General features: G+C 33.8%; 26 protein-coding genes and 1 tRNA gene. 14 read left to right on the top strand and 13 right to left on the bottom strand.

Annotation, left to right across the window (positions count from 1 at the left end):
- Nucleotides 1-2: 2 nt before the first annotated feature.
- The 4 genes from CSW08_RS04795 to CSW08_RS04780 all read left to right on the top strand — a co-directional run bounded on the left by CSW08_RS04795 (nucleotide 3) and on the right by CSW08_RS04780 (nucleotide 2,962).
- Complete coding sequence (locus CSW08_RS04795; protein ID WP_106658774.1) at nucleotides 3-416, top strand: YeeE/YedE family protein; 414 nt, start codon at nucleotides 3-5, stop codon at nucleotides 414-416.
- Nucleotide 417: 1 nt separating this feature from the next.
- Nucleotides 418-1,206 (top strand): sulfite exporter TauE/SafE family protein, encoded by a 789-nt coding sequence (locus tag CSW08_RS04790; RefSeq protein WP_106658773.1) that lies wholly within the window; start codon nucleotides 418-420, stop codon nucleotides 1,204-1,206.
- A 115-nt stretch (nucleotides 1,207-1,321) separates the two neighbouring features.
- Nucleotides 1,322-2,734, top strand: a complete 1,413-nt coding sequence (locus tag CSW08_RS04785) for an MBL fold metallo-hydrolase (protein WP_106658772.1) — start codon at nucleotides 1,322-1,324, stop codon at nucleotides 2,732-2,734.
- A gap of 21 nt (nucleotides 2,735-2,755) precedes the next feature.
- Entirely contained in the window at nucleotides 2,756-2,962 is a 207-nt protein-coding gene (locus tag CSW08_RS04780; protein ID WP_106658771.1) for a YgaP family membrane protein, read from the top strand.
- Between the two features lie 70 nt (nucleotides 2,963-3,032).
- On the opposite strand, the gene CSW08_RS04775 is transcribed toward CSW08_RS04780, so the two are convergent.
- The 7 genes from CSW08_RS04775 to CSW08_RS04745 form a co-directional block, all read right to left on the bottom strand.
- Complete coding sequence (locus CSW08_RS04775) at nucleotides 3,033-3,305, bottom strand: ATP-dependent Clp protease adaptor ClpS (RefSeq protein ID WP_106658770.1); 273 nt, start codon at nucleotides 3,303-3,305, stop codon at nucleotides 3,033-3,035.
- Nucleotides 3,306-3,355: 50 nt separating this feature from the next.
- On the bottom strand, nucleotides 3,356-4,192 hold the full coding sequence (gene prmA, locus CSW08_RS04770; RefSeq protein WP_106658769.1) for a 50S ribosomal protein L11 methyltransferase: 837 nt from the start codon (nucleotides 4,190-4,192) through the stop codon (nucleotides 3,356-3,358).
- 34 nt (nucleotides 4,193-4,226) lie between these two features.
- Complete coding sequence (gene tpiA / locus CSW08_RS04765) at nucleotides 4,227-4,976, bottom strand: triose-phosphate isomerase (RefSeq protein ID WP_106658848.1); 750 nt, start codon at nucleotides 4,974-4,976, stop codon at nucleotides 4,227-4,229.
- Between the two features lie 83 nt (nucleotides 4,977-5,059).
- Nucleotides 5,060-5,548 carry a TlpA family protein disulfide reductase gene (locus tag CSW08_RS04760; protein ID WP_106658768.1) on the bottom strand — a complete coding sequence of 163 codons (489 nt, stop codon included), beginning with the start codon at nucleotides 5,546-5,548 and terminating at the stop codon, nucleotides 5,060-5,062.
- Between the two features lie 40 nt (nucleotides 5,549-5,588).
- Nucleotides 5,589-6,665, bottom strand: coding sequence for an ABC transporter permease (locus CSW08_RS04755; RefSeq protein ID WP_106658767.1), 1,077 nt, complete (start codon nucleotides 6,663-6,665; stop codon nucleotides 5,589-5,591).
- A 58-nt stretch (nucleotides 6,666-6,723) separates the two neighbouring features.
- Nucleotides 6,724-7,818, bottom strand: a complete 1,095-nt coding sequence (locus CSW08_RS04750; protein WP_106658766.1) for a BT_3928 family protein — start codon at nucleotides 7,816-7,818, stop codon at nucleotides 6,724-6,726.
- Nucleotides 7,819-7,908: 90 nt separating this feature from the next.
- Nucleotides 7,909-8,448 carry a DUF1599 domain-containing protein gene (locus CSW08_RS04745; protein WP_106658765.1) on the bottom strand — a complete coding sequence of 180 codons (540 nt, stop codon included), beginning with the start codon at nucleotides 8,446-8,448 and terminating at the stop codon, nucleotides 7,909-7,911.
- Between the two features lie 162 nt (nucleotides 8,449-8,610).
- Between CSW08_RS04745 and folP the strand changes: the two genes are divergently transcribed.
- Genes folP through CSW08_RS04730 form a run of 3 tightly spaced genes read left to right on the top strand, consistent with a single transcriptional unit; the run spans nucleotide 8,611 to nucleotide 10,986 of the window.
- A complete protein-coding gene (folP, locus tag CSW08_RS04740; RefSeq protein ID WP_106658764.1) occupies nucleotides 8,611-9,435 on the top strand; it encodes a dihydropteroate synthase in 825 nt (274 codons plus the stop codon).
- A 45-nt stretch (nucleotides 9,436-9,480) separates the two neighbouring features.
- Entirely contained in the window at nucleotides 9,481-10,164 is a 684-nt protein-coding gene (locus tag CSW08_RS04735) for a hypothetical protein (RefSeq protein WP_106658763.1), read from the top strand.
- A 36-nt stretch (nucleotides 10,165-10,200) separates the two neighbouring features.
- The gene (locus CSW08_RS04730) at nucleotides 10,201-10,986 is read left to right on the top strand and encodes a diadenylate cyclase (protein ID WP_106658762.1); all 786 of its coding nucleotides are present in this window, start codon (nucleotides 10,201-10,203) and stop codon (nucleotides 10,984-10,986) included.
- Here the strand turns inward: CSW08_RS04730 and CSW08_RS04725 are convergent.
- The gene (locus tag CSW08_RS04725; protein WP_106658761.1) at nucleotides 10,983-12,749 is read right to left on the bottom strand and encodes an ABC transporter ATP-binding protein; all 1,767 of its coding nucleotides are present in this window, start codon (nucleotides 12,747-12,749) and stop codon (nucleotides 10,983-10,985) included. The two genes, CSW08_RS04730 and CSW08_RS04725, sit on opposite strands and share 4 nt — an antisense overlap.
- The gene (gene truA / locus CSW08_RS04720) at nucleotides 12,750-13,493 is read right to left on the bottom strand and encodes a tRNA pseudouridine(38-40) synthase TruA (protein WP_106658760.1); all 744 of its coding nucleotides are present in this window, start codon (nucleotides 13,491-13,493) and stop codon (nucleotides 12,750-12,752) included.
- Nucleotides 13,494-13,694: 201 nt separating this feature from the next.
- On the opposite strand from truA, the gene CSW08_RS04715 reads away from it, so the two are divergent.
- Nucleotides 13,695-14,189 carry a metallophosphoesterase family protein gene (locus CSW08_RS04715; RefSeq protein ID WP_106658759.1) on the top strand — a complete coding sequence of 165 codons (495 nt, stop codon included), beginning with the start codon at nucleotides 13,695-13,697 and terminating at the stop codon, nucleotides 14,187-14,189.
- 169 nt (nucleotides 14,190-14,358) lie between these two features.
- Here the strand turns inward: CSW08_RS04715 and CSW08_RS04710 are convergent, their stop codons facing one another.
- Nucleotides 14,359-14,769, bottom strand: a complete 411-nt coding sequence (locus CSW08_RS04710) for a DUF4293 domain-containing protein (protein WP_106658758.1) — start codon at nucleotides 14,767-14,769, stop codon at nucleotides 14,359-14,361.
- 194 nt (nucleotides 14,770-14,963) lie between these two features.
- Between CSW08_RS04710 and rho the strand changes: the two genes are divergently transcribed.
- Entirely contained in the window at nucleotides 14,964-16,607 is a 1,644-nt protein-coding gene (rho, locus tag CSW08_RS04705) for a transcription termination factor Rho (RefSeq protein ID WP_106658757.1), read from the top strand.
- Between the two features lie 155 nt (nucleotides 16,608-16,762).
- Here the strand turns inward: rho and rpsT are convergent, their stop codons facing one another.
- The 3 genes from rpsT to proS form a co-directional block, all read right to left on the bottom strand.
- A complete protein-coding gene (gene rpsT, locus CSW08_RS04700) occupies nucleotides 16,763-17,014 on the bottom strand; it encodes a 30S ribosomal protein S20 (RefSeq protein WP_100615978.1) in 252 nt (83 codons plus the stop codon).
- 24 nt (nucleotides 17,015-17,038) lie between these two features.
- Nucleotides 17,039-17,110 (bottom strand) — tRNA-Glu (locus tag CSW08_RS04695).
- A gap of 151 nt (nucleotides 17,111-17,261) precedes the next feature.
- Nucleotides 17,262-18,740, bottom strand: a complete 1,479-nt coding sequence (proS, locus tag CSW08_RS04690) for a proline--tRNA ligase (RefSeq protein ID WP_106658756.1) — start codon at nucleotides 18,738-18,740, stop codon at nucleotides 17,262-17,264.
- Nucleotides 18,741-18,841: 101 nt separating this feature from the next.
- On the opposite strand from proS, the gene CSW08_RS04685 reads away from it, so the two are divergent.
- The 5 genes from CSW08_RS04685 (at nucleotide 18,842) to cysS (ending at nucleotide 24,347) form a co-directional block, all read left to right on the top strand.
- Nucleotides 18,842-19,870 (top strand): hypothetical protein, encoded by a 1,029-nt coding sequence (locus CSW08_RS04685; protein ID WP_106658755.1) that lies wholly within the window; start codon nucleotides 18,842-18,844, stop codon nucleotides 19,868-19,870.
- 121 nt (nucleotides 19,871-19,991) lie between these two features.
- Nucleotides 19,992-21,509, top strand: a complete 1,518-nt coding sequence (locus CSW08_RS04680; RefSeq protein ID WP_203226848.1) for an OmpP1/FadL family transporter — start codon at nucleotides 19,992-19,994, stop codon at nucleotides 21,507-21,509.
- A 175-nt stretch (nucleotides 21,510-21,684) separates the two neighbouring features.
- Entirely contained in the window at nucleotides 21,685-22,362 is a 678-nt protein-coding gene (gene folE, locus CSW08_RS04675) for a GTP cyclohydrolase I FolE (RefSeq protein WP_106658754.1), read from the top strand.
- 88 nt (nucleotides 22,363-22,450) lie between these two features.
- On the top strand, nucleotides 22,451-22,813 hold the full coding sequence (locus CSW08_RS04670) for a four helix bundle protein (RefSeq protein ID WP_106658753.1): 363 nt from the start codon (nucleotides 22,451-22,453) through the stop codon (nucleotides 22,811-22,813).
- Nucleotides 22,814-22,865: 52 nt separating this feature from the next.
- Nucleotides 22,866-24,347 (top strand): cysteine--tRNA ligase, encoded by a 1,482-nt coding sequence (cysS, locus tag CSW08_RS04665; protein ID WP_106658752.1) that lies wholly within the window; start codon nucleotides 22,866-22,868, stop codon nucleotides 24,345-24,347.
- Nucleotides 24,348-24,396 lie beyond the last annotated feature (49 nt).

Genomic DNA, 24,396 nt, shown 5'->3' with positions numbered 1-24,396 from the left:
TTATGAAGCATCTTAAATTTTTATTGGTCGGTATATTTTTCGGAATCGTTTTAGTGAAGTCGGAGGCTGTTTCATGGTATCGTATTTATGAAATGTTCCGGTTTCAATCCTTTCACATGTATGGCATCATCGGGACCGCTGTTCTTTTAGGGATATTGTTTTTTTTTATTTCTAAAAAAGGAACTATTAAAAACACTCAAAACGAAACCATTAATTTTACTTCAAAAGACAAAGGCTTTATAAGATATATAGTTGGTGGTTCTATTTTCGGATTGGGTTGGGCACTCATTGGTGCATGCCCTGGCCCCATGTATATACTATTGGGCACTGGTGTTTTTTCTATGCTTATTGCAATAGCATCTGCTTTAGTTGGAACTTTTTTATATGGTGTTTTAAAGAACAAACTACCCCATTAACATGGAAGCAACCGAAGTCCTTGGATATATAGGAGCCTTAGTTGTAGGCTTGGTTTTAGGACTAGTAGGTGGCGGTGGTTCTATTTTAACAGTTCCTCTATTGGTATATTTATTAGGTTTTAGCCCTATCGTGGCGACAGCCTATTCCCTTTTTGTAGTTGGCTCATCATCGCTAGTGGGTGTTGTTCAAAAACATCGAAAAAAGCTTGTTGATTTTAAAACAGGCATCGCATTTTCATTTCCTTCATTTTTGGCGGTATATTTTTCAAGACGGTATTTAGTGCATGCCATTCCAGAAACGCTTTTTACTATGGGTGATTTTGCTATTACCAAGAATATGACCATTATGATATTCTTTGCTATTATCATGATTCTTGCTTCATTTTCCATGATAAGAAACACTAAGGAAGACACCCTTATTTACGTGAATCAACCCTATTACAAAACGTTTATTCAAGGCATAATTATAGGGACTATTACAGGAATTATTGGAGCTGGTGGCGGTTTTCTTTATGTTCCCGCCTTAGTGCTTTGGGCACATTTACCCATGAAAAAAGCCGTAGGTACATCATTAGTCATTATTGCCATAAATTCGTTGATAGGCTTTATGGGCGATTTGCATAACCTTTATATTGATTGGAAATTTTTATTGTTCTTTTCATTTTTGACTATAATAGGAATTATAGTTGGTGGTAGCCTTTCAAAATATATTTCCAATAACATCCTTAAAAGGGCATTTGGCTATTTCACATTTTTAATGGCTATTTATATCATATACAAAGAACTATAGCAATTAATGTGACTTAAGTTACAGACCAACTCTAATCTATTTCGTACTTTTAATAAAATATTTTTTAATTAATAACTAAAATAAATCCCTTCCCTTAGGGAAGGTTAGGATGGGAATGAGAATAGAACAAATTTATACAGGATGTTTAGCACAAGGTGCCTATTATATAGAATCTAATGGTGAAGTTGCTATTATTGACCCCCTTAGGGAAACCCAACAATATGTTGATAAAGCCGCCAATGAACATGCGAAAATTAAATATATATTTGAAACCCACTTTCATGCCGATTTTGTTTCTGGCCATATCGACTTAGCAAAAAAAACAGGTGCTAAAATCATATTTGGTCCGACTGCAAAAACTGATTATGAAGCCTATATCGCTAAAGATAATGAAACATTCAAATTAGGAAACATTACTATAAAAGTGCTTCATACACCTGGTCATACTTTAGAATCTGCTACCTATTTACTAATTGATAAAAACGGAAAAGATCATGCGATTTTTTCTGGAGACACCTTGTTTTTAGGTGATGTTGGCAGACCCGATTTGGCTATTAAATCCGATCTTACTAAAGAAGATTTAGCTGCTATGCTTTATGACTCGTTACGAAATAAAATTATGCCGTTAGCTGATGATGTTATTGTCTACCCTGCACATGGTGCAGGATCGGCATGCGGTAAAAACTTAAGTAAAGATACCGTTGGCATTCTTGGGGAACAGAAAAAAACCAATTATGCGCTAAGGGCTGATATGACTAAAGAAGAGTTCGTAAAAGAGGTTTTGGATGGTATTCTGCCGCCGCCGCAATACTTTGCTAAAAATGCCATGATGAATAAAACAGGTTATGATGCCTTTGAAACCGTTCTAAAAAAAGGAAATATCGCATTATCTGCAAACGATTTTGAAATTATTGCTAACCATGAAAATGCATTGGTTTTGGATGTTAGAACCGAACAGGAATTTGCAAAAGGACATATTCCAAATTCAATTTTTATTGGCTTAAATGGTGCCTTCGCGCCTTGGGTTGGGGCATTAATAACCGACTTAAAACAACCCATTTTACTGGTGACTCCAATTGGCCAAGAAAAAGAAACCGTTACACGATTATCTCGTGTGGGTTATGATAATACATTGGGCTTTTTAAAAGGTGGTTTTGATACTTGGGGGGCATCAGGAAAAGATGTTGAAACATTAGAATCCATTTCAGCAGAAGCATTTTCAAACCGATTTAAAGAAGAAGATTTGAATGTACTTGATGTTAGAAAAGATGGCGAATACCAATCCACACATCTAAAAGGAAAGAATGTTAAACATTTTGCACTGGATTATATTAACCAAAACATGCATGCCATAAGTAAAGACAAAACATATTATATTCATTGTGCGGGCGGCTATCGGTCTGCTATAGCAACATCGATATTAAAAGCAAGGGGATTCAATAATCTAATTGACATTACTGGAGGTATTGAAACACTTAAAAAGACAGGTGTTCCATTATCAGATTACGTTTGTCCAACAACTCTTTAATTCTAACTTAAATTTATTAAAATGAAAAAAAACATGGGTGATTTAGACAGAGGCATTAGGATCTTAATTGCGATCGCTATTGCAGTATTATATTTTACAAATACTATTGAAGGTACTTTAGCCTATATTTTAATGGCCTTTGCTGTTGTTTTTGTGCTAACTAGTTTTATTAGTTTTTGTCCGCTTTACCTAGCATTAGGCATGAATACATGTAAAGTAAAAAAATAAAAGCAACTTTAAAAATACAAGATTTAAAATGTAGTGGTTGTGCTACAGGTAGAATCACATAAATACGTTTTTAAATAATTTCAGCACTTAAACCCGCTTCCAATAACATAGAACAACGCGGCTTTAAGTCGTCATACAATCCTGTTTTTACGGTACATTGTCCTTTATAATGTACAATGATGGAGCATTGCTCAGCTTGTTCCATGGTATGATCACAAGCATAAATGAGTGTTTCTATAACATGATCAAACGTGTTTACATCATCATTATAAAGAACAATTTCATTTTGAGTGCTTACTTTTTCTTCCAGTAATAATTCTGAGGTTTTTTCTTTTGTACTCATAGCTCTTATTTGTGTGTAAGAATTTTTCAAAGGAAAAACTATTTAGTTTACTAATTTAAAAATTTTAGTGAAACCCAATTGTTTCTTTCTAATTTTTCTGCAAATTTTAACTTATATTTTTCACATTCCGCTTGGATTGTAGGAATATCATCATTATAAAAGCCACTTAAAAACAACATGCCGTTTTTATTTAATGATGATACATAGGTGCCCATATCGTTTAATAAGATATTCCGATTGATGTTAGCGATAATCACATCATATTTTTTACCTTTTAGTACAGAAGCATCACCTTCTATAACCGTGATGTGTTTGCGATTGTTCCTTTCAACATTTTCTAAACTGTTCAAATAACACCAATTATCATAATCAACAGCATCAATAGGCTTGGCACCTTTCATTTCGGCCAGAATAGCCAAAACACCCGTACCACAACCCATATCTAAAACCGATTTGTTTTGTAAATCAGTTTTTAAAATATGCTGAATCATCATGTGGGTCGTTTCATGATGGCCCGTTCCAAAACTCATTTTAGGCTCTATGATAATATCGTACTTTGTATCTGGTTTTTCATGAAACGGCGCACGAACAGAACATTCACCATCAACGATGATGGGATTAAAATTTTTCTCCCATTCCGCATTCCAATTTACCGGTTCAATGTCATTGAAGCTATAGCCAATTTCAAATTCATCAGAACCAAGTATTTGAATATCTTCTAAAATGGCATCGTTCCATTCATCTTTTTGAATGTATGCCATAACGCCTTCTTCCGTCTCTACAAAACTTTCAAAACCAGCATACCCTAGTTCTGCGATTAATATTTCAACCCCTGGTTCAAGTGGCTTTACTTTGAACTCGTAACCTATATAAATGGTATTTGACATTTTATAACTGATTCCTTAGGAATGACATGGGGCTTTAAAATGCGTTAACAATAGCAAAAAAGTCGTCAGCACTTAATGCCGCACCACCAATTAAACCACCATCAACATCTGGTTTTGAGAAAATCTCTTGGGCATTATTTGGTTTTACACTGCCTCCATAAAGAATTGAAATACCTTCGGCTACATCAGAACCATATTTGTTTGATAATGTTTTTCTAATGAATGAATGCATGTCTTGAGCTTGCTCCGGACTGGCCGTTTCGCCTGTACCGATGGCCCAAACTGGTTCGTAAGCTAAAATAATATTAAAAAATGATGATGCTTGTAAATGAAATAAGGCATTTTTAATTTGGCTTTCTACCACTTTCTCATGATTACCAGACTTTCTATCTGCCAAAACTTCACCAAAACAAAAAATTACTTTCATACCGCTCTCTAAAGCTGCATCAACCTTTTTTGCTAATAACTCATCCGTTTCATTAAAATATTCACGACGCTCACTATGTCCTAAAATAACGGTTTCTACACCTATACTTTTAAGCATACTAGCACTTATTTCTCCTGTGTAAGCACCATTTTTTGCAAAATGCATGTTTTGTGCAATAACTTCAATATTTGTACCTTTTAAAGATTGATAGGCATGCCACAAATTTGTAAAAGTTGGTGCCACCATAATAGCTGCATCAGATAGTTTTGTGTACTTCTTTAAGTCGGATATTAACGCTTCAGTTTGCGCTAAATCGTTATTCATTTTCCAGTTTCCTGCTACAATTTGTTTTCTCATAATGTTTATGTAATAATCCATTCCCATTCAATTAAAGAAAAGAAATGGTTTGAATTGTGAATTAGTTTAAAATACAAAGGTAATTATTTTAAAGCTTCTGAAATATTTTTATCGTCGGCTTCTATGGCTTCAAACAGTTTTATTTTACCATTTTTGTCTATAACCATATATCGGGGGATCCAGTTTAAACCTGCAAAAGACCCAAAAGGGCCTTGCCTTCCCGATTCCATAAAATAGTGTTGACCAACAACTTTATACTTTTCGATGCCTCTCTTCCAGGCATCGTGACTTCTATCCAAAGACAAAAAAACATAAGCTACTTCTTTGTGTTTATTTTGAAGCGCTTTTAATTTAGGCATCCCTTTAATACAATCACTACACCAAGATGCCCAAACCTCTAAAACAATAGTTTTTTCTTTATTAGTGTCTAAAATGTCATTAAAGGTCATTTTATTGCCATTTAAATCTATGAAAGTATCATTTAATACCTTTTCAGAAAATTGGATAGGCTCTTTAGTTTCGCAACTTAGAGTTATTAACAGTAAAAAAAGCAGATAACCAATTCGTTTCATTTCAATTCAATTCAATTTTTAATATTATCCATAAAAGTGGTTAGTCGAGTTTTACCTTAGGATCTAACCAAACATAGATGATGTCTACCAAAATATTGATAATTATAAATAACAAAGCAATAATTAAAACCGCCCCCATAATGACTGGTAAATCCAAGGTATTTAACGCATTTACAATTTCCTTTCCTAGTCCGTTCCACCCAAAAATATATTCTACAAAAACAGCACCAGCCAACATGGATGCAAACCATCCTGAAATAGCCGTAACTACGGGATTTAATGCATTTTTAACAGCATGCTTCCTAATAATTTGATACTCACTTAAACCCTTAGCCCTTGCTGTGCGAATATAATCTTGATTAAAAACTTCCAATAAAGAATTACGCATGAGTTGTATCACTACAGCTAACGGACGAATGCCCAAAACCACCGCAGGAAGAATTAAATTCTTCCATTTGATATGCATGGCCTCTCCAAAATCATCCAATTCATATAAACTGCCAGTCATTTCTAAATGGGTATATTTATGTAAAACATACCCAAAGAACCAAGCGAATAGAATAGAACTAAAAAAAGATGGAATGCTCATTCCGAACGTACTTAAAATTTGTATGGTTTTGTCTAGCCAAGTATCTTTATATAGTGCTGAAACTATTCCCAGAAATACTCCCAAAAGCATCGCAATAATAATGGCCGTCACCGCTAAAACAAAGGTATTTGGTAAGGTTTCGGCCAATACGGCACTTACTTTTTTCCCTTGTTTAGTAAAAGATTCCCGTAAATATGGGAACTTTAAAACCGTTGTAATATTTCCAATAGAAAATAATTTAGTGGCGGTGTATTTATTAGGTGTTAAATATGTATAATCTTCAGGTTTTTTTGAATGAAATGAAATAAGAGACAAATCGTTTAAATAATACAAATATTGCGTACTAATTGGCTTATTGAATCCGTACTTTTTCTTGATGGTTAACAATTGTTCACTATCTTCATTCTGACCTAACATCATTTGAGCTGGATCGCCAGGAAGCACATTAAATAAAAAGAAAATAACCGTGACCACTCCAAACAATGTGAGCAATGCGTAAAAGATTTTATTTAGCAGATAATTTATCAGTTATCGTTTGGTGTTAAGTTGTTAAGGTGTTTAGCCGATTTCTCCCTAAGTCTGTAAACTACAGTTCCAAATCATCCATATCATTATAATGTAATTTTTGAATGACGGTTCCTTTATTCAGTTTTAAGATACCAGGATTGGAGCGCACCACTGTTTTAAGCGCTTTTTCATCACACAAATAAAAATCGAAATCCAAGTGATAAGTGTCTTTAATATTTCTTTTAGCATCTGCTCCTGAAGCTGTTACACCAATAACCGTATACCCTTTTTTTAGAGCTTCATCTGTAAGCTTTTTTAATTCATTCAAATAGGTTCTATCTATATGTTCTAGACTATAAGAAACAACCATAATGAGTTTGTCTTCACTTAAAAAATAGTCGGTTAAGTCTTCATCATCGCTTTCTATTGAGAAATCTTGTATTGGGGGTTGGTAACCTTCGTCAATAATTTTATTCTCATAGCTAATATATTCACCATCTACCTCTGGGTAAGAACCATCAGTTGTAATAATTTCTTCTTTACCATTTATTTTAAATTTCCAATAAAACTCCTGAATGGGTTTTGGTGCATTTTCTGGTGTAATCATGCCTTCCTTAATGTTGTTTCCAACTTTATAGGCCCTAAAGTCAATTAAAGGCAAATGCATTAATACATGATACGCAAACCATAAACTTAAAATAAAGCCTAACAAAGCTAAAACAGTTGTTGGCAACTTCCCAAATAGAGGTTTTATGTGCTTCATGCCAAAAAACAGAATAAGTATGAAGACCAATAAAATAACATCTTTTATAAAGCTTTCCACAGGTTTTAACTTTAAAAAATCCCCAAAACAACCACAATCCTTAACCTTATCGAAATACCAAGCATAGAAAGTTAAAAATGTAAAAAACACAATCATAATCAACAAACTCCAAACCGTAAATTTTGGTTTATAGCCTATCAACAGAAAAACCCCTAAAACCACTTCAAAAACCACAACAAAAACAGCAATTAATAAGGCATAAGGTTCTAAAAAAGGAAGATTTAAAACATCGGGGGTAAAAAATTCTTGAAGTTTGTAAGAAAACCCCAGGGGATCGTTCAATTTTATAAATCCTGAAAAAATAAACAAGGTTCCTACTAAGATTCTTGAAATGTGAGTAATGATTTTCATAATGTTGCTATCCTGTTTGGGCAGGAATCTATTTAGTTAGTTTTATTTTGGATTCCTTCCCGAAAGCTATCGGGATCGCAGGAATGACATTTATTTTTCATTTAGATGGATTAATGCAAAAACCGCATAATTTATCATATCCTGATAATTAGCATCAATACCTTCACTTACCAAAGTTTTTCCGGCATTATCTTCAATTTGTTTAACCCGTAATAGTTTTTGTAAAATCAAATCGGTTAAACTACTCACCCGCATGTCTCGCCAAGCTTCACCATAATCATGGTTTTTATCTTCCATTAATTTTTTAGTGATGGCTACTTTTTCAGAATATAATGTTGTGGCTTCTTCAGCTGATAAATCCGGTTGTTCTACAACGCCTTTTTCCAGTTGTATCAATGCCATAATGCAATAATTGATGATACCTATAAACTCACTAACTTCACCTTCATCTACTTTTCTAACTGCATTTTGTTGCAAACTACGTATGCGTTGGGCTTTTATAAAAATTTGGTCGGTTAAAGATGGTAATCTTAAAATCCGCCAAGCACTCCCGTAATCACTCATCTTTTTTATGAATAAACTTTTACAGGTCTTTATAACTGCATCGTATTGTTTTGAAGTATCTTGCATTTAAATCAATTGAATTTTGTGTAAATTTCGCTTAAATAGTTTAAAGTTCAAAGTTTATACAATTTAAAGTTCAAAGTTTCAGGTTCCAGGTTTCCATACTCCTATTTTTTTAAATAATTAGTTTAACTTTGAACTTTAAACCTTGAACTCACTATCGCATAAATGACCATAAATTGTAAAGGGCAACTTATCGACTTAACATCCCCGAAAGTGATGGGTGTTTTAAACATCACGCCTGATTCTTTTTACGATGGTGGAAAGCATAAAAATGAAAAAGACATATTGCTTCATGTGGAAAAAATGCTGACTGATGGTGCTACTTTTATTGATGTTGGTGCTTATAGTTCCAGACCAAATGCCGAGCATATTACTACAGATGAAGAAATAAAACGTATTCTGCCCATCGTTCATTTAATTCTGAATAAATTTCCTGAAACCTTAATTTCCATTGACACCTTTAGAAGTCAAGTTGTAAAACAATGTATTGAAGCTGGTGCTGCTTTAATTAATGATATTTCAGCCGGAAAATTGGACGATACCATGTTACAAACCATTGCCGATTTACAAGTGCCTTACATCATGATGCACATGAAAGGCACACCACAAAACATGTTAAAGCAAACAGAATATGACAACATCATTAAAGACGTTTTATTTTATTTTTCGGAACGGTTGGCTGCTGCCAAACACTTGGGAATTATAGATGTTATAATTGATCCTGGTTTTGGTTTTGCTAAAACAAGAGAGCAGAGCTTTGAATTATTGAACCATTTAGAATTATTTAAAATGTTAGAAAAACCTGTTCTTGTTGGTGTTTCAAGAAAATCCATGATTTACAAAACCTTACAAACAACCCCAGACAATGCCTTAAATGGCACCACTGTTTTAAATACGATTGCTTTACAAAAAGGTGCTTCCATATTACGGGTTCATGATGTTAAGGAAGCTATGGAATGTATTACTTTGGTTGAGTCGTTGAGGCGTTGATTTGTTGATATGTTTAACTGTTAAAACGTTTAATTGTCTAATTCTATGAAAAACACATACCTACTTGTTATTTTACTATTTCTTATTTCCTGCGGAAAGGATAAAGTGGTTCAGCTTCCTGAAATCGATCATTCAGACATTTCCGAAATACATGATGTATCTGCCGCATATTTATTTTATGATGAATCAAATCCGGAAGGTATCGAACTGAATAGAAAAAACTTAATAAGTACTACTAATTGGTTGGTAAATGTGGATAAACGCTTAACATTAAAACAAGTAATTCCGCAACTAAAATTTCTTCAAAATAAAAAGCAAACTTCGGAGCACAAGAAAGAAGGCACAAAAAATTATTTTACCTGCAACGATACTAGCAAGAAAACCTTAGGATTTATTGAGTTTTCAAATCTTGTTTACCATGAAGAATCTTCCGAAACGTATATGTCTAAAATTTCGGAGTTTAAAGAAGCGAAAAATATAAAACCCGTCAGCTTTAATTTAGATGGGGAGATTTCCATCATTAACCCGAACTCCGAACCTTTTATAATCATGACCAACAAAAACGAGTTGCTAAATGATTTAAAAAAACTGGATACTATACAAACCACTTTATATTTAAATTTTAATGAGCAATTGTCATTTCAGGATTATATTACCTATAAATCCATAATATTAAAATCTGATTTTAAACATCTAAAAATATCGAATCAAGAGTTTCTCCATAATTAACCATATTTTATTAAATTTACCAAAACCCATATACTATTGGAAATCTTTAAAGACCTTTTAAAATTTACGGTTATAGACATCATAGATGTTTTTTTGGTAGCGCTTCTACTCTACTACATCTACAAGTTAGTAAAAGGCACGGTGGCCATTAATATTTTTATTGGCATCATTATTATTTACTTGATTTTCAGACTCACGGATTTTTTAAATATGGCATTGCTTACCAATATTCTTGGTGGATTTATGAAAGTTGGTATTATTGCGCTTATTGTGGTTTTTCAGCCTGAGATTAGAAAATTTCTGCTTATGGTTGGTTCCACCAATTTTAGTAAAAAAGGGAAATTTTTATCCCAATTCAAATTTTTAAAAACCGAAACGGGCGATGAAACCAATGTCGATATTATTATTTCTGCTTGCAATAAAATGTCGATGTCGAAAACGGGCGCTTTAATTGTTTTTGAACGCAATAATAATTTAGATTTTTTAACCGCTACGGGTGACGAAATGAATATTAAAGTGACCCAGCCCATTATAGAAAGTATCTTCTTTAAAAACAGTCCGTTGCACGATGGCGCTATTATAATCAGCAACAATATAGTCAAAGCAACCCGTGTGATACTTCCCGTTAATAATGACAAAGTGATTCCGCAACGTTTTGGGTTACGCCATAGAGCTGCCATTGGTGTTACTGAAAAAACAGATGCCGTAGCATTGGCGGTAAGTGAAGAAACAGGCCATATTTCTTATTTTAAAGATGGTGAATTTGTGCTGTTTAAAGACAATGTTGAACTTACTGAAATCATTAAAAAAGATTTGGCTTAAATCACTTCTTCCTTTAAAAACTGAACTTCATAAAGATTTTTATAGTATCCATTTTCTTTTTTAAGCAACTCATTGTGTGTGCCTTGTTCCACAATTTCGCCCGCATCCATTACAATTATTTTATCGGCTTTTTTTATGGTTGCCAATCTATGGGCAATAACAATAGAGGTTCTACCAGTTGTTATTTTATCTGTTGCGTTTTGAATAAGTTGTTCTGAATAAGAATCAACCGAAGAAGTCGCTTCATCTAAAACCAAAATACTTGGGTTGGCAACATAAGCCCTTAAAAATGATATGAGTTGACGTTGACCAGATGACAACATAGCACCACGTTCTTTCACATTATAATGATAACCATCAGGCAAACTCATAATAAAATCGTGTATACCAATATCTTTAGCAGCTTGGTGCACTTCAGCCTCTGTAATATTTGGTTTGTTAAGGGTTATGTTGCTTAAAATGGTATCAGCAAACAAAAAGACATCTTGTAAAACCACCGCAATTTGATTTCTTAAGGACAACAAAGTCACATCTTTTATATCAATGCCATCAACGGTAATAACTCCTTTATCAATTTCATAAAAGCGGCTTAACAAATTAATAATTGTTGATTTCCCCGCTCCCGTAGCTCCAACAATGGCAACGGTTTGTCCAGCTTCAACTTGAAACGACACACCTTTTAAAACAGTTTCATCTTCTACATAGCTAAAGTAAATATCTTTAAAAACAATATCTCCTTTAAAATGAGTGATGCTTTTAGTGCCTTTATCATCAATTTGTGAATTAGTATCTAATATGTTAAATACTCTAGTGGCAGCAACCATACCCATTTGCAGTGTATTAAAATTATCGGCAATCCTATTCAAAGGCCTAAAAAGTTTAGGAATGTACATGATAAAAGCAAAAATAATACCTTGTGTTGCCCCCTCACTTATGACCATTGCCAAACCAGCATACCATACCACCAAACCAATGGCGAGGGATGATGACAACTCTGCTATTGGAAAAAATATGGAGTTGTACCAAATCGTTTTTAACCAAGCTTTTTTATGACGTTCATTGATGTCCCTAAACTTTTTGCTCTCGATATCTTCCCTAACAAAAAGTTGAAGTATTTTCATACCCGTTAACCGTTCTTGAACAAAGGAATTTAGGTTTGAAACTTCATTACGGACCTCCTCAAAAGCCTTTTTCATATATTTTTGAAATATACGGGTAGCGTACATTAATAATGGCAACACCGTAAACACAATAAGGCTTAATTTCCAGCTTTTGTAAAACATAAAACCAGAAACGACTATCATAGTGAGCAACTCTCTAAAAATGGTAAATAATCCTTGTCCAAAAATATCTGCAATACGTTCCATATCGGTTACAGAACGCGTAATGAGTACACCTACTGAAGAATTATCATAATACTTCATTTTAAAATTAAGCAGGTGATTGAACAATTTTACCCGAACATCCTTGACCACATTTTGCCCCAACCAACTTGAGTAATAAATAAATATAAGCTGAAATACAAACTCCAGAATTAAAAGAATAATCATTAAAATAATGTAAAATGAAAACCCTTCGAGTTCGTTTTTGGCTAAATTTTCATCCACGGCTATTTGCAAAATATGAGGAGTTAATGCAGCCAATACAGCAATAATAAGCACAGACACTAAAACGCCTATAAAAACCGTTGTGTAAGGCTTTATATATTTAAGCAAACGCGAAAATAAATTAACATCAAACTTGCTTTCCTTTTTATTGCTCATCTAAAGTTTTAAATTATTAGGATATTCAACCTCTATTAAATACAACGCATGCGCAGGCACAGAAAAACCGGCTTCACTCCTATTCTTAGATATTATTATGGTATGTAAATCCTCTATATTTAATTTACCTATGCCAATATTAATCATCGTTCCAACAATGGCCCTCACCATATTTCGTAAAAACCTATCGGCCTTTATAACGAAATGAAGTTCATCTTCCTTAAAAAACCATGATGCCTTCATAATATCACAATCATAGGTTTTAACATCTGTTTTGCTTTTTGAAAAACATTGAAAATCTTTATACTGAAATAATATTTTAGAAGCTTCATTCATTTTGTCTACATCCAACTCTTGTTTAATATAAAACGTGTTATCAAATGTAAACACATTTTTTTTTAATGTAATTCTATATAAATATGTTCTGCTTAACGCATCAAAACGAGCATGAGCTTCGGCTTTTACTTTAAAAATAGTATGAACTGCAATATCTTTTGGTAAAAAAGAATTGAGTTTATAAACCAAATCGTCTTCTTTAAAAGCTATTTCGGTATCAAAATGGGCAAACATTTGTGAGGCATGCACGCCTGCATCAGTTCTACCAGCACCAACTATAGCTATGCTTTCACCTAATAATTTAGACAAACTATCTTCTATAACTTCTTGCACAGAAATTGATTTCGGCTGATTTTGCCAACCATGATATGCCTTACCATTATAAGAAAGTTCAATAAAATATTTCATCTGTGATTTTTATTTTTTTAGAGGACAGATGTAATTCGCATTTAATAATCATAGTTTTTGCCACAATGCTTATTGGAGCTCATTCCAAGCTATTTTTTAATACTTTTGTTAAAACGACAAAGATAGACAGATTTGTTATTCCTACGAAGTTAGCTTTCTTAATTAAATATTAAAAGATATTCGCTACAGCGGAACTTATTTATGATAAAAATATTATTACTTTCTGATACCCACAGCTATATAGATGATGACATATTAAAATATGTGAAACAGGCTGATGAAGTGTGGCATGCGGGCGATATTGGTGATTTAAAAGTAACTGATGATATTAAAAAATTAAAGCCTATAAAAGGTGTTTTTGGCAATATTGATGATAACATCATACGAAAGGAGTTTCCAGAGAACAATCGTTTTATGTGTGAAGATGTGGATGTTTGGTTGACCCATATTGGTGGTTATCCAGGTGCTTATAATACAAGAATACGCGAAGAAATCAGGTTACATCCACCAAAACTGTTTATTTGCGGACACTCGCATATTTTAAAGGTGATGCCAGATAAAAAATTAAATCTGTTGCACATGAATCCTGGTGCTGTTGGCAAATACGGATTTCATAAAAAACGTACTATGTTACGTTTTACCATTGATGGTAGTAAAGTTGATAATTTAGAAGTGATTGAATTTTCCCATCCCTAACCCTTCCCTAAGGGAAGGGAATTGTATTCTTAAAAAAAGCAACAATAGAAATCTAAAACAACAAATACAATACCCAACGATTTCCCTCCTTTGAAGGGATTAAGGGAGGAAAAAAAAGCCCAAGATCTTCACCTTGGGCTAACGCACTAATACTACTAAGATGTTAGGTTTATCGCAATCGATCTACAGATTTTACGAGATCTTCATCCTTTTTGATGGCTTTATTGGCCAGAGCCAAAAAAACGATAGAAACAATAGGAAGGAACATCCCAATACCTTTCTCAGAAGCTTCCGCTTCTCCAGATACCGTTAGAGATTGATACACAAAAAATCCTAGTAAAATAAAGTTTAATATGATGGCAAGTCGCCCCAATACAAATTGAAGCTTCCTGTTTTTAAACATAAATATAGCTATTAATGACACTATAGCAGAACCAAAAAACAAACATGCAAACAACGTACTACTTATTGCAAATACCTCTACACCATCATTCAATTTCCAAATTGGAAATATAAATATTAACCCTCCAGAAATAATGGAGGCTATTAATAAATATACGGTTTGTATACGCTGTAACATACTGTTTTAAAAAACTTGGAAGCAAAAATAACAGTTTCTTTATAAAATTAGTGCTAAAAATTAAAATAAAGTTGTATAATTGCAGTAACAATTCACAACAATCACAGTAGTAAGTTGTTAATTCTTCAGATTAAAAATCATTTTTTCAGAATAATTCAAATTTTTTTCAAAATAAAATATTCAATTCAACATCAATGTTTGAAATTTCACAGTTACAAAATAAAAAACTCTCTGATTTACAAGAGATTGCTCAAAAATTGAACATAGCAAAATATCGTTCATTAAAAAAACAAGATTTAGTTTACCAAATATTAGACAAACAAGCGGCTGACCCAAAAGTTGTGAACGAGGTAGTAGAACCTACTTTGTTTAGCGAAGAAAAATCTAATAATGTAGAAAAAAAACCTAGAGCGCGTGTGCAAAAACCTGTAAAAAATACACCGCAACCAAAGAAAGAAGAAAAACCTGTAGTAGAGACTACAACAAATGAAGCTCAAAACGAGCCTGTTGCGGCTAATGTTCCTAAGAAAGAAGAACAAATAACTAAAAATGTTCCGAATCCAAGACCAAAAGATTCTCAAAAACCTCATCAAAAAAGAGATAATAATCCTCAGCACAAAAATAAAAACCAAAATCCCAACCAAAACCCAAATCAAAAAAACGGCAATGTTGATACTGGCAATAAAGACGGTAGAAACCGTTACCGCGAACCAGATTTTGAATTTGATGCCATTATAGAAAGTGAAGGTGTTTTAGATATTATGGTGGATGGTTATGGATTTTTAAGATCTTCGGATTATAATTATCTGTCTTCTCCAGATGATATTTATGTATCCCAATCTCAAATACGTTTATTTGGTTTAAAAACCGGGGATACCGTTTTAGGACATGTAAGACCTCCAAAAGAAGGCGAAAAATATTTTCCTTTAATCAAAGTGAGTAAAATTAACGGTCAAAATCCAAATGTGGTAAGAGATCGTGTATCATTTGAGCATTTAACACCATTATTTCCAAAAGAAAAATTCAAATTAGCAGAAAAACAAAGCACCATTTCTACAAGAATCATGGATTTGTTTTCTCCAATTGGAAAAGGACAACGTGGTATGATTGTATCGCAACCTAAAACAGGAAAAACCATGTTGCTTAAGGATGTGGCAAATGCTATTGCTGCCAATCATCCTGAAGTTTACCAAATGATATTGCTCATTGATGAACGTCCAGAAGAGGTAACAGACATGCAACGCAATGTACGCGGCGAAGTTATTGCATCAACATTTGATAAAGAAGCTCATGAACACGTAAAAATCGCCAACATCGTTTTAGAAAAAGCAAAACGTTTGGTCGAGTGCGGCCATGATGTGGTAATTCTTTTAGATTCTATTACACGTTTAGCAAGAGCATACAATACCGTACAACCAGCATCTGGTAAGATATTAAGTGGTGGTGTAGATGCCAATGCGTTGCACAAACCTAAACGCTTTTTTGGTGCTGCCAGAAATATTGAAAATGGCGGTTCTTTAACCATTATTGCAACGGCACTAACTGAAACAGGTTCTAAAATGGACGAAGTCATCTTCGAGGAATTTAAAGGAACTGGTAATATGGAGCTTCAATTGGACAGAAAAATATCCAATCGTAGAATTTTCCCTGCTATAGATTTGACATCTTCAAGCACACGTAGAGACGATTTATTACTAGATGAAAACACGATTCAACGTATGTGGGTGATGCGAAAATATTTAGCAGATATGAACCCTGTTGAAGCTATGGAATTCATTAACGACCGTTTCAAACAAACTAGAAACAATGAAGAATTTTTAATATCCATGAACGGATAATATACTTACTGAACATTAAACAAAATTTAAAAGCCTTAACAGAGAATTGTTAAGGCTTTTTATTATTATACGAGAATTTTAAAAAAAACATAAAAAAAACCTCTCAATAACAAACTGAGAGGTTTTCTTTTATAAAAACTCTTTGGTTCTTTGTATTAAAGTGCAGCTATGTGTTTAGACAAGCCAGATTTAAGGTTAGCCGCTTTGTTAGCGTGAATAACATTTTTCTTAGCTAATTTATCTAACATAGAAACTACTGAAGTATACAACGTTTCTGCTTCATTTTTATCAGTTAACTCACGTAATTTTTTAATAGCATTACGAGTTGTTTTATGCTGATATTTGTTTACTGTACGTTTAGTTTCGTTACTTCTAATTCTTTTTAACGATGACTTGTGATTTGCCATTTTAATTTTGTTTTTTTTTAATTGTAGCCCGTAGGGGAATCGAACCCCTCTTACCAGGATGAAAACCTGGCGTCCTAACCGATAGACGAACGGGCCATTATTTTTTTTTGAGCGCGCAAATATATTAATAAAACTTAAACTTGCAACGCTTTTCAAATAACTTACAATGTTTCCATTGCGGATGCAAAAATACAACTATTTTTAAATGTCACAAGACCTACTTAATCTTTTTTGAAAAAAAATTAAATTAGTATGCTTTTGCGAATAATACTCTCGCTTTTGAAGGTTTTCCTGTGTACACACAAACGCCTGCTTCTTCCTTATTTTTCAATGGAATACATCTAATGGTGGCCTTTGTAAGCTCCTTTATTTTCTCTTCGGTTTCATTTGTGCCATCCCAATGTGCTGAGATAAAACCACCTTTAGTTTCTAAAACGGACTTAAATTCAACGAAATTTTCCACTTCTGTTATATGGGCATCCCTAAAATCCAATGCTTTATTAAATAATGCTTTTTGTATCTCTGCCAACAAATTATCAACGACTTCAATCAAATTACTTAATGGGATAATATCTTTTGTTAATGTATCACGTCTTGCTATTTCAACAGTACCATTTTCTAAATCCTTTGGGCCGATTGCAATACGCAAAGGCACACCTTGTAATTCGTATTGAGCGAATTTTGCTCCTGGACGCTGTGTATCCCTATTATCGTACTTAACAGATATGTTTTTACTTCTTAAATCTTTTAAAATATCGTTTGCGACTTCATTAATGGCATTCAATTCTTCTTCACTTTTATAAATAGGCACAATAACTACTTGGTTAGGTGCCAACGTTGGCGGCAATACCAAGCCATGATCATCACTATGTGTCATAATTAAAGCGCCCATAAGCCGCGTGGATACGCCCCATGACGTTGCCCAAACATAATCTTGCTTCCCTTCTTTATTAGCAAATTTCACATCAAAAGCCTTTGCGAAATTTTGACCCAAAAAATGCGATGTCCCTGCTTGCAATGCTTTTCCGTCCTGCATCAATGCTTCAATACAATAGGTTTCATCGGCACCAGCAAAACGTTCGCTTTCTGTTTTTAATCCTTGAATAACGGGAATTGCCATGAAATTTTCTGCAAATGTGGCATATACATTGTTCATTAATTCTGCTTCCGCAATGGCTTCTGCCTTAGTTTCATGCGCCGTATGCCCTTCTTGCCATAAAAACTCAGCCGTACGTAAAAATAAACGCGTGCGCATTTCCCAACGCACTACGTTAGCCCATTGGTTTATTAATAATGGTAAGTCCCTGTAAGATTGTATCCAACCTCTATATGTATTCCATATAATGGCTTCAGATGTTGGCCTAACAATCAATTCTTCTTCCAGTTTAGCATCCGGGTCCACACGCAATTTACCTGGTCTGTCAGGATCGGTTTGTAATCTATAATGTGTTACAATGGCACATTCTTTTGCAAAACCTTCCGCATTTTTCTCTTCTGCTTCAAATAAACTTTTTGGGACAAAAAGTGGAAAATATGCATTTTGATGCCCTGTTTCCTTAAACATTTTATCTAACTCAGCCTGCATTTTTTCCCAAATAGCATAGCCATAAGGTTTGATTACCATGCAACCCCTAACTGCCGAGTTCTCAGCCATATCAGCCTTTACAACAAGTTCATTATACCATTTTGAATAATCCTCTGATCTACTGGTAAGTTTTTTGCTCATACACGTGTTTTGGCACAAAAATTGTGACTATGTTAAATATAGAAATAGTTTGGCAAAACTAACTATTTTTGTTATGTTCAACAATAAAAAATTCTAGAGATATGAAACTTATTAACTACTTAAAAATCAAAACATCCTTAATAGCAATTTTTATATTGGTATTAGTGGTGTCATCATGTGGTTCTTATCAATACGTTGGTACGGACAATGATGGTATTTATGGTGAAGCCCCAAGAACTATTTCTCAAAATCAAGATGCTGTTGTTGACGTCTCAAATAATTCTAATGAGTACTATCAAAATTATTTCAAAAGCAAAGCTTTAGAGTATGAAAGCATCAACGATGAAGGCGCTATTTTCACCGATGTAGATTCTTATCAAAGTGGTAATTATGAAGATGAGGATCCCAATAATAACAATTACCAAGGTAATAGTGGTTGGGGACAAACTAATAGCCAAGTAGTTATCAACATGCAGCCAAATTTTGGTTGGGGAGGCATGTGGAACAGACCGTTTTTTAATGGCTTCTATGGCAATCGTTGGAACAACTGGGGTTTTTACGATCCTTTTTATAATGGATTCTATGGTGGTTTTTATGGCAATCGTTGGAACAATTGGGGGTTTTATGATCCTTTTTATGGTGGTTTCTATGGCGGTTTTTACGGTGGCTGGTACAATCCTGGATTTTATGCATTCAACGGATATAATAACTATTACGGAAACGGATTTTATGGCAGAAACAATGTTTCTTATAGTGCCAGTAGACGAAATAGCTATCCATCAAATAACATAGGCACAAGAAGTTCCTCAAATAATGGCACTACATCAAGGTATAATAGTTCTTATAGAAGAAGTAATACTGTTAGTCCGTACAGCACAACAAACCGTAGCACCAATTCGCAATCAACTATAAACAATAATTCGTCAAGAAGAAATAGTAGCAATGCTACTTCTCCTACTAATAATAATTCTACACAATATAGAAGAAGTAACACTAATAGCTCTAGCAATACCAATTCAGGTAATTACTCAAGATCTACCAACAGTGGCAGCAGCAGCTCTGGTGCAACAAGATCTTCTGGAGGTGGCAGCAATTCTGGTACTTCATCAGGTGGTGGTAGAAGACGATAATATTAATAGAAAAAAACGCATATGAAATCGCCATTAACAAATTAACAATAAGTTTTTTGTAAAAAAACAACATGAAAATAATGCGATATCATATGACCTATAAAAACAATAAATTTTGCATATGAAAAAGTTACAATTCCTATTCATGGGTTTGCTATCTATGTCTACACTTTACGCACAAGACATCTCTGATGCCGTAAGATATTCACAAAGTGACATTCAAGGAACCGCTCGTTTTAGAGCATTAAGTGGTGCTTTTGGGGCATTAGGAGGGGATATGAGTGCCGTAAGCATCAACCCAGCTGGTTCTGCTGTTTTTGCACAAAGCCATGCATCCTTTTCCCTTTCGAATTTAAGCTCAAAAAACGATACCCAATATTTTAATGGGTTTACATCTATTTCTGAATCTGATTTCGATATCAATCAAGGTGGTGCATCCTTTGTATTTGCCAACAACAACTCAAATTCACCTTGGAGAAAATTCACTATCGGCGTGGCTTATGATAAAACCAATAACTACGATGACACTTGGAATGCTGTTGGAACCAATTCAAACAATCAGTCCATTGATTTTTACTTTTTAAACTATGCTGATGGTATCAGATTGGGAGATATTTCATTAATAGGCAATGAATCCATAACCGATGCCTATTCTGATATTGGAAATGTGTTTGGTTATACGCATCAACAAGCGTTTTTAGGATATCAATCGTATATACTTGAGCCAGATGCTGATGACGACAACAACACATCTTACACTTCAAATCTTGCGAATGGAACTTTTGATCACGATTATTATTATGCAGCCACCGGATTAAATGGTAAAATTGCTTTCAACATGGCCGCTCAGTATGGAGATAATCTATATTTAGGTTTAAATTTGAATTCACATTTTATAAATTACGACCGTACCACGTCTCTTTATGAGAACAATTCGAACAACAACTCATTAATTAGCAGCATAGAATTTGGTAATACATTATCCACCTCAGGTAATGGTTTTTCGTTTCAATTGGGCGGTATTTTAAAACTAAGCGACGAATTTAGAGTTGGTTTAACTTACGATTCATCAACATGGTATACCATTTCAGAAGAAACAACACAATACTTGTCTACTATAAGAGATGAAAATGGCTCAAATATTACAGCTGTTGTAAATCCTCAAATTGTAAATGTGTATCCTGATTATAGATTACAAACACCTGCAAAAATAACAGGTAGTTTAGCCTATATATTTGGCACGCAAGGTTTAATCAGTTTCGATTATTCACATAAAGATTACAGCACCACTAAATTCAAACCAACCTCAGATTTTATAGGTTTAAACAACGATGTTAGCAATGTATTAACTGCCGCTTCCACATACAGAATTGGTGGCGAATATAAAGTAAAACAATTCGCTTTTAGAGGTGGTTACCGTTTTGAGGAAAGTCCTTATGCAAACGGGGTAACAGTTGGCGATTTAACAGGTTATTCTTTAGGTCTTGGTTATAATTTTGGAAACACGAAATTGGATTTGACTTATGATTATTTTGAAAGAACTTCAGAAACCCCATTATACAATGTCGGCTTAACCGATGCAGCCATTATTGACAATACAAATTCAAACATAACACTATCGTTAAGTTTCAATATTTAATACATTTTCAACCTAATATTTAAAAGCTTGAACTTATAAAGTTCAGGCTTTTTCATTTTATAAATGACCAGAAATTCTGGATTAATTGTTGGTGGAATTAATTGTTTGTTAATACAAAACATAACAAAATGGAATTACTTATCTTTGCAGACTAAAAAATAAGTTTTTTGAACACATGAAAATTGAGAAAAACATTGAGGATTTTGATGCCTTGGGAGAAGATCATATAGGAACCTCATCAAATACACCCATGAGACAGGATGCTTTTAAACTTTCTATTGAAGAGAAAATAGATATTATTAAAGACGATGTTCGCCATATTATGGAAACGTTGGGTTTGGATTTGACAGACGATAGTTTAAACGGCACCCCAAACAGAGTTGCTAAAATGTTTGTAAAGGAATTGTTTGGCGGATTAGATCCTAAGAAAAAACCAAGTGCCTCTACCTTTGAAAACAAATACAAATACGGTGAAATGTTGGTTGAAAAAAACATTACCGTGTACTCAACTTGTGAGCATCATTTACTCCCAATCGTTGGTAAAGCTCACATTGCCTATATTTCTAGCGGAAGGGTTATTGGGCTTTCAAAAATGAACCGTATTGTAGATTATTACGCCAAACGTCCGCAAGTACAAGAGCGCTTAACTATCCAAGTTGTTAAAGAACTTCAAGAAGCCTTAAAAACTCAAGATGTGGCGTGCATTATTGATGCCAAACATTTATGCGTAAATTCTAGAGGGATCAGGGATGTGGAAAGTAGCACCGTAACATCAGAATTTGGTGGTAAATTTAAAGAAGAAGCGACACGCAGGGAATTTTTAGATTATATAAAACTGGACACTAAATTTTAATTTATGTTGAGTTGTTCGTTGTTTAGTTGTTAAGCTGTAGTTTAACGATCGACTTAACAACTCACGACTTAACGACAAACAACATAACATGCATGAATATTCATTTGAAAAATTAGACGTTTGGAAAGAATCTATAAAGTTAGCTTCCAACATTTATAATTACACAAAGGCATTTCCAGATGATGAAAAATTCGGACTAACATCGCAAATGAGAAGATGCTCTGTTTCAATTTCATCAAATATAGCAGAAGGAACTTCTAGGCTTACCAATAAAGACAAATCGCATTTTATGACAATCGCTTATAGCTCTGCACTAGAATTATTAAATCAAGCTATTATATCAAAAGAATTGAATTTTATTTCCGAAGAAAACTATAAAAGTATTAGATTAGAAGTTGAATCTATTACAAACAAGATTAATGCTTTACGAAAACATTTTATCAACTCGTAACAACTAAACGACTAAACACCAAACACCTAAACGACTAAACAACTCAACAAAAATGCCACTTTTTCAGCATCAAAAACTAGACCTCTACAATTCACTTTCAGGTAAAAAAGAACAATTCAAACCTATAAACGAAGGCCATGTGGGCATGTATGTGTGCGGACCAACCGTTTACAGCAACGTGCATCTTGGGAATGTTAGAACGTTTATGTCTTTTGATATGATATTTCGTTACCTGAAACATCTAGGCTATAAAGTGCGTTATGTTAGAAACATTACCGATGCTGGTCATTTGGAAAATGATGCCGATGTTGGTGAAGATAAAATAACCAAAAAAGCACGTTTAGAACAAATTGAACCTATGGAAATCGTGCAGCGCTATACCGTTGATTTTCATAACATATTAAATATATTCAATTTTTTGCCGCCAAGTATTGAACCTACGGCAACAGGTCATATTATTGAGCAAATTGAATTGATTAAAAACATTATAGACAATGGTTTTGGTTATGTCGCTAATGGATCTGTTTATTTTGATGTTCATAAATTTAACGAAACCCACGATTACGGCATACTAAGTAAACGTAAACTAGAGGATTTAATTCACAATACCCGCGAATTGGACGGACAATCCGACAAAAAAAATCCACAGGATTTTGCCCTTTGGAAAAAAGCTGAACCACAACATATTATGCGTTGGCCATCACCTTGGAGCGATGGTTTCCCAGGTTGGCATTTAGAATGTACAGCCATGAGCACTAAATATCTTGGAGATCATTTTGATATTCATGGTGGCGGTATGGATTTAAAATTTCCGCATCACGAATGTGAAATTGCTCAAAACCAAGCCGCTAAAGGACAAACACCAGTAAATTATTGGATGCATGCCAATATGCTGCAATTAAACGGACAACGTATGTCTAAATCAACAGGAAACATTGTTAATCCAGATGAATTATTGTCTGGAAATAACACCTTTTTCAGCAAAGCATTTGCACCAAGTGTCATCCGATTTTTTAATGCGCAAGCTCATTACAGAAGTGTCCTCGATTTAACAGATGATGGTTTATTATCTAGCGAAAAAGGATTTTACAGATTGATGGACGCTATTAATTTATTAGATGAATTAAAGACTTCAGAAACATCCTCCCTAGATATAAAATCATGGAAACAATCTTGTTATGATGCGATGAATGATGATTTTAACTCGCCTATTTTAATTGCAAATTTATTTGAAGCTGTTAAATACATTAATCAGATCAAAGAGGGTTCTCAAACTTTAAACTCAGAAGATTTATCGCTTTTAAAAGAAACCTTAAATGTTTTTACATTTGATGTTTTAGGCTTACAAAACGTTACTAAAACCGAATCTGGAACCGATAAATTGTCAGCCACAGTTAATATTTTAATTAAATTAAGACAAGACGCCAGAGCCAACAAAGATTTTGCATTGTCTGATAAAATACGTGATGAATTGGTAGAGGTTGGTATTCAATTGAAGGATGGGAAAGAAGGCACTACTTTTTCTTTATCTTAAAAGTTTGTCGTTTGTTGTGGAGTCGTTTAGTCGAAGTATAACAATAAAG

This window comes from Confluentibacter flavum, from assembly GCF_002843175.1.
Lineage (GTDB): Bacteria > Bacteroidota > Bacteroidia > Flavobacteriales > Flavobacteriaceae > Confluentibacter > Confluentibacter flavum.
The sequence above is the reverse complement of the archived record's forward strand: the minus strand, read 5'-3'. Positions and strand labels throughout refer to the sequence as shown.

What these genes read in the sequence shown, in the direction of transcription:
- CSW08_RS04795 (WP_106658774.1), top strand. Translation starts at nt 3, where the DNA reads ATGAAGCATCTTAAATTTTTATTGGTCGGTATATTTTTCGGAATCGTT.
- CSW08_RS04790 (WP_106658773.1), top strand. Translation starts at nt 418, where the DNA reads ATGGAAGCAACCGAAGTCCTTGGATATATAGGAGCCTTAGTTGTAGGC.
- CSW08_RS04785 (WP_106658772.1), top strand. Translation starts at nt 1,322, where the DNA reads ATGAGAATAGAACAAATTTATACAGGATGTTTAGCACAAGGTGCCTAT.
- CSW08_RS04780 (WP_106658771.1), top strand. Translation starts at nt 2,756, where the DNA reads ATGAAAAAAAACATGGGTGATTTAGACAGAGGCATTAGGATCTTAATT.
- CSW08_RS04775 (WP_106658770.1), bottom strand. Translation starts at nt 3,305, where the DNA reads ATGAGTACAAAAGAAAAAACCTCAGAATTATTACTGGAAGAAAAAGTA.
- prmA (WP_106658769.1), bottom strand. Translation starts at nt 4,192, where the DNA reads ATGTCAAATACCATTTATATAGGTTACGAGTTCAAAGTAAAGCCACTT.
- tpiA (WP_106658848.1), bottom strand. Translation starts at nt 4,976, where the DNA reads ATGAGAAAACAAATTGTAGCAGGAAACTGGAAAATGAATAACGATTTA.
- CSW08_RS04760 (WP_106658768.1), bottom strand. Translation starts at nt 5,548, where the DNA reads ATGAAACGAATTGGTTATCTGCTTTTTTTACTGTTAATAACTCTAAGT.
- CSW08_RS04750 (WP_106658766.1), bottom strand. Translation starts at nt 7,818, where the DNA reads ATGAAAATCATTACTCACATTTCAAGAATCTTAGTAGGAACCTTGTTT.
- CSW08_RS04745 (WP_106658765.1), bottom strand. Translation starts at nt 8,448, where the DNA reads ATGCAAGATACTTCAAAACAATACGATGCAGTTATAAAGACCTGTAAA.
- folP (WP_106658764.1), top strand. Translation starts at nt 8,611, where the DNA reads ATGACCATAAATTGTAAAGGGCAACTTATCGACTTAACATCCCCGAAA.
- CSW08_RS04735 (WP_106658763.1), top strand. Translation starts at nt 9,481, where the DNA reads ATGAAAAACACATACCTACTTGTTATTTTACTATTTCTTATTTCCTGC.
- CSW08_RS04725 (WP_106658761.1), bottom strand. Translation starts at nt 12,749, where the DNA reads ATGAGCAATAAAAAGGAAAGCAAGTTTGATGTTAATTTATTTTCGCGT.
- truA (WP_106658760.1), bottom strand. Translation starts at nt 13,493, where the DNA reads ATGAAATATTTTATTGAACTTTCTTATAATGGTAAGGCATATCATGGT.
- CSW08_RS04715 (WP_106658759.1), top strand. Translation starts at nt 13,695, where the DNA reads ATGATAAAAATATTATTACTTTCTGATACCCACAGCTATATAGATGAT.
- CSW08_RS04710 (WP_106658758.1), bottom strand. Translation starts at nt 14,769, where the DNA reads ATGTTACAGCGTATACAAACCGTATATTTATTAATAGCCTCCATTATT.
- rho (WP_106658757.1), top strand. Translation starts at nt 14,964, where the DNA reads ATGTTTGAAATTTCACAGTTACAAAATAAAAAACTCTCTGATTTACAA.
- rpsT (WP_100615978.1), bottom strand. Translation starts at nt 17,014, where the DNA reads ATGGCAAATCACAAGTCATCGTTAAAAAGAATTAGAAGTAACGAAACT.
- proS (WP_106658756.1), bottom strand. Translation starts at nt 18,740, where the DNA reads ATGAGCAAAAAACTTACCAGTAGATCAGAGGATTATTCAAAATGGTAT.
- CSW08_RS04685 (WP_106658755.1), top strand. Translation starts at nt 18,842, where the DNA reads ATGAAACTTATTAACTACTTAAAAATCAAAACATCCTTAATAGCAATT.
- CSW08_RS04680 (WP_203226848.1), top strand. Translation starts at nt 19,992, where the DNA reads ATGAAAAAGTTACAATTCCTATTCATGGGTTTGCTATCTATGTCTACA.
- folE (WP_106658754.1), top strand. Translation starts at nt 21,685, where the DNA reads ATGAAAATTGAGAAAAACATTGAGGATTTTGATGCCTTGGGAGAAGAT.
- CSW08_RS04670 (WP_106658753.1), top strand. Translation starts at nt 22,451, where the DNA reads ATGCATGAATATTCATTTGAAAAATTAGACGTTTGGAAAGAATCTATA.
- cysS (WP_106658752.1), top strand. Translation starts at nt 22,866, where the DNA reads ATGCCACTTTTTCAGCATCAAAAACTAGACCTCTACAATTCACTTTCA.